General features: G+C 61.6%; 5 protein-coding genes, 2 pseudogenes and 1 other annotated feature. Of the genes and pseudogenes, 5 read left to right on the top strand and 2 right to left on the bottom strand.

The window, feature by feature from the left end; all coding sequences use genetic code 11:
• Both E1N52_RS43155 and E1N52_RS43150 read right to left on the bottom strand, forming a co-directional pair.
• The coding region (locus E1N52_RS43155) for a transposase (protein WP_133191111.1) at window positions 1–232 on the bottom strand (232 nt) is incomplete at its 3' end.
• Window positions 233–300: 68 nt separating this feature from the next.
• Window positions 301–924, bottom strand: coding sequence for a Tn3 family transposase (locus E1N52_RS43150; RefSeq protein WP_425468216.1), 624 nt, complete (start codon window positions 922–924; stop codon window positions 301–303).
• 330 nt (window positions 925–1254) lie between these two features.
• On the opposite strand from E1N52_RS43150, the pseudogene E1N52_RS45210 reads away from it, so the two are divergent.
• From E1N52_RS45210 to E1N52_RS43130, 5 genes and pseudogenes are all read left to right on the top strand, one after another.
• Window positions 1255–1416, top strand: a pseudogene (locus E1N52_RS45210) (IS3 family transposase); the annotation flags it as partial.
• 13 nt (window positions 1417–1429) lie between these two features.
• Window positions 1430–1716: pseudogene (locus E1N52_RS45205) on the top strand (IS3 family transposase); the annotation flags it as partial.
• Window positions 1600–1704 (top strand) — a sequence feature (AL1L pseudoknot). It overlaps the preceding pseudogene by 105 nt.
• Window positions 1717–2274: 558 nt before the next feature.
• Window positions 2275–2637 carry a response regulator gene (locus E1N52_RS43140; RefSeq protein WP_133191171.1) on the top strand — a complete coding sequence of 121 codons (363 nt, stop codon included), beginning with the start codon at window positions 2275–2277 and terminating at the stop codon, window positions 2635–2637.
• Between the two features lie 31 nt (window positions 2638–2668).
• The gene (locus E1N52_RS43135) at window positions 2669–3376 is read left to right on the top strand and encodes a response regulator transcription factor (RefSeq protein WP_133191175.1); all 708 of its coding nucleotides are present in this window, start codon (window positions 2669–2671) and stop codon (window positions 3374–3376) included.
• Between the two features lie 33 nt (window positions 3377–3409).
• Window positions 3410–3617, top strand: a 208-nt coding sequence (locus tag E1N52_RS43130) for a transposase (RefSeq protein WP_133189477.1), incomplete at its 3' end; no start/stop codon positions are given.

Raw genomic sequence — 3617 nt, 5'->3', positions numbered from 1 at the left:
GCACCCTGTTCAGATATCCATAGACGTAGATCTTGAGCATCACGCCCGGATGGTAGGACGGACGACCCGTGGCTGCTGGCGTGGTACCGTTGAAACCAAGTTCCGCAAGATCTAATTCATCGACGAAGGCATCGATGACCCGGACCGGATTGTCCTGCCCGATGTAGTCATCGACGCATTCGGGAAGTAATGCGACCTGCTTGCGGTCATCGCCTTCAACGAATCGCTTCATGAATCACCCGGTAACCATGCGTTGATTCAGTTTAGGCGATCCATGCGTTTTCACACGGCCTCGGCCGGTCAGCGACATTTGTATCGAGAGCAGCACCACGTAACGCCGTCGCATGCGCCGATGCGTTGGGTAAGTTTGCACCCGCGTTCATCAGGAACCCCCTGAACCCTGCGAAGATCGGTGACCGACAGGAGCTCCTCCGGGACGGTATGCCCGACCGGTACGTGCAGCCGGCGATCGCGCAAGTGCGAAAGCCCCGGGCAGAGGTCGAAGCCGAGCGCCTGCGCAAGCGCCATCGCAAAGTTGGTAAAGACGTGGGAATCGCTGGCGAGCTGGGCCACGTCTTCGGTGCTTTCCTGCCGAATCACACCTTCAATAGCGGGGCCGGCCTGGCGCTCGCTAAGCAGGATCGGCTGATCGTAGAAGATGCCCCAACGGTCACGTAGGTGCGCATAGATGCCGACCGATGCCGTGCGGCGCCGCGAATCGGCGCGTGCCTGCCAGACTGTGCGCGTGGTCTCCAGCGATATCATGTTCGACGAGGCCAAGTCGGCGCGGCCCCAGTGCACGGCGATCGGATGCCGGTGCATGACTCGAGCACGGCATCGGCTGCCTGCCGCAGCGTGCGCTCGTCGGCGACGCGATTCATCATTTGCCGGATCGCACTCGCCGATAGTTCCGGCACCGTGCACGCGATCTCCGGCGCCGACATCGACGTGCCGTGCCCAAGCACAGCTTGCGGCCGAGGAGCAGCCAGCTGAAACGCGTTTCGCTGTCGCTTTCTAGAATGATGCGCGGCAACTGCCCTGTCGGATGCACGCCGAAAATCGCGCGGCGCGGCGCGGCGCCTCCACCGCCGGCTCCGGCTGCTGAGCGACGAGCGGGTCGAGATGCACGGCGCTGTCGACACGCACTTCGCCACCTACAGCGCCTTCGGCCGTGAAGCCGTGAACTGGCGATGCACGCGATCCTACGAGTACGGTGCGTCGGCGTCCGGGATTGTCCTGCAAACCTTCCGGCACGCTAAGCAGTCGGCCCGCGCCCGGCGCGATGCCGAGCTATGCGTCGAGATCCAGCGCGTCTACGACGCGAACTTCAAAGTCCACGGTGCGGACAAGGTGTGGACGCAGCTCAAGCGTGAAGGGATCGAAGTGGCCCGCTGCACGGTGGAGATGCTGATACGCGAACCGGTAGACTGCAGCCAAGCCGGGCTTTGCTGCGGAATCACTGCACCACTGGGTGCGTCAGGCCGAACGGGATCGCGGGCCACTGCCGGGTCGGACAGCGCAGGAGCGTGAGCGAATCAAGGAACTCGAGCGCGAGGTGCTCGAACTGCTTCAGGTCAACGAGATCCTGCGTAATGCGTCTGCGTATTTCGCGCAGGCGGAGCTCGAGCGCCGACCGAAATGATGGTGTCGTTCATCGACGAACAGCGTGTCGAGTCGATCTGCAGGGTGCTGCCGATCGCGTCGCCGACGTACTTTCTTGCCGCGCCGCACGCTCTCCAGACCGAGCTTGCGGTCCACTGACTCTCGTACTCGTGCTGATAGTCGAACGCCATGCGCAAAAACCCTCCTCGCGCGTCTCCGGCGTGTATCTCGGTGATGCCTTCTTCTTTACATTGCTTTCTGGTTTTTAGGTTTCCATGACTCCATTCTCTCAAAGGTTGGCGTCTACTAAAGACCCGGGGCGACTCAGTTGGTGGAAATTCGGACAGGCTGGTAAGTGGAACGAGCGGGGCCTGAGTTGGCCTCTAGGAAGAGGAACCCAAAGATGGCAGAAAGAAGGCGGTCCAGACAGAACCCAGACATACCTTGGTCTGGTATCGCCAACACCATCGCCCGTTTGAGGCCTCTGCGTTTTTCATTTAAATTGCGTCGTGCCGGGCCACATTCGGGAGTCTGCCATGACAAGCGAACACCCCCCTTTGCCATCATTTGTTGATTGGGTCACTTCCTTGCGGGAGCGGAGGTACATCGTGGCCCGTCCTGTCAACCCGGGCCTGCCAGCGCACCTACGGAGTCGCCCGAGAGGAACCCGTGATGGCCGAGCGTCCGCTTATTGCAGTGGTGGACGACGAGTTGACGTGCGGATCGCTACCTGATCGGTCGCGCGAGTTCGCTGAGCGCGCCTTTGCTTCAGCGGAGAAGCTCCTGGTATCCGGCTGTGCCGGCGCAGAGCACAGCCTAGTCCTCGATATCGCCTTGCCCGGCATGTCAGGCATGGACCTGCAGCGCGAGTCGCGGTGGCGCCGACAAACCGTTCCGCCCGTCGCTTTCACGGCGCATGGGGACGCGGCCCTCCGCCAACGCATGCTCAAACGGGGTGCCGTCGAATGTCTGTTCAAGCCATTCAGCGACACCGCTTTGCTCCGGTCGATCCGGGCTGCACTCCACGTCAAGTGATTATTCCAGGTGCCTACGAATGGAGTTCGAAATGACACCAGCCCTAGCAGTCAAAAGTGAATCGGAGTTTTCACCGGCGCAAGCGACGCCGGTCGTCTTCGTCGTCGACGACGACGTTTCGGTGCGTGAGTCGCTCGAAGCCATGATCGACTTTGCCGGTCTCAGGGCAGAGACGTACGCTTGCGCGCGGGACTTTCTTGGGCGCCCGCGTGCGATGGTCCCGAACTGCCTGGTGTTGGATGTCAGTCTTCCCGATCTCAGCGGCCTCGACCTGCAGAATCTCATTGCATCCGAGCGTACCGACACGTCGATCATCTTCATCACGAGCCACGGGGACGTAGCGACGACGGTGCGGGCCATGAAAGCTGGAGCGGTTGAGTTTCTTACCAAGCCCTTTGACGAGCAGGTGATGCTCGATGCCATCCGGCACGCCATCGAGTGCAGCCGCGTGGCACTACGCGAGGAAGCCTGGATGCAATCGATCCGGGATCGCTACGCGTCACTCACCTGTCGCGAGCGCGAGGTCATGACGCTGGTGGTGACCGGCCTGCTGAACAAGCAGGTGGGAGGTGAGTTGGGTATCTGCGAGCTCACGGTGAAGATGCACCGCAGGCAGGTCATGCGAAAGATGCAAGCCGGCTCGTTCGCCGAACTGATAGGCATGGCGTGGAAACTTCATCCTGACAGAGGTGGCCGCGCAAAATCGGACAGCGGGATAAGTGGAACGACCGGGGCCTGAGCCAGCGATAATGCAGGCAAAGGAACCGAGAAAATGACGAAACGAACCCGACGCACGCACTCAGCGGCGTTCAAAGCGAAAGTGGCCCTGGCGGCAGTCAAGGGCGAGCGCACGCTCGCCGAACTGGCGCAGCAGTTCGATGTGCATCCGAACCAGATCACGGAATGGAAGCGGCAGTTGCAGGAGCGCGCGGCCGACGTGTTCGGTGCGGCCGGCCCGGTGTCGAGCGAGCCACCGGTAG

The sequence above is a fragment of the Paraburkholderia guartelaensis genome, assembly GCF_004353905.1.
Lineage (GTDB): Bacteria > Pseudomonadota > Gammaproteobacteria > Burkholderiales > Burkholderiaceae > Paraburkholderia > Paraburkholderia guartelaensis.
This window is presented reverse-complemented; position numbering and strand designations above follow the sequence as displayed.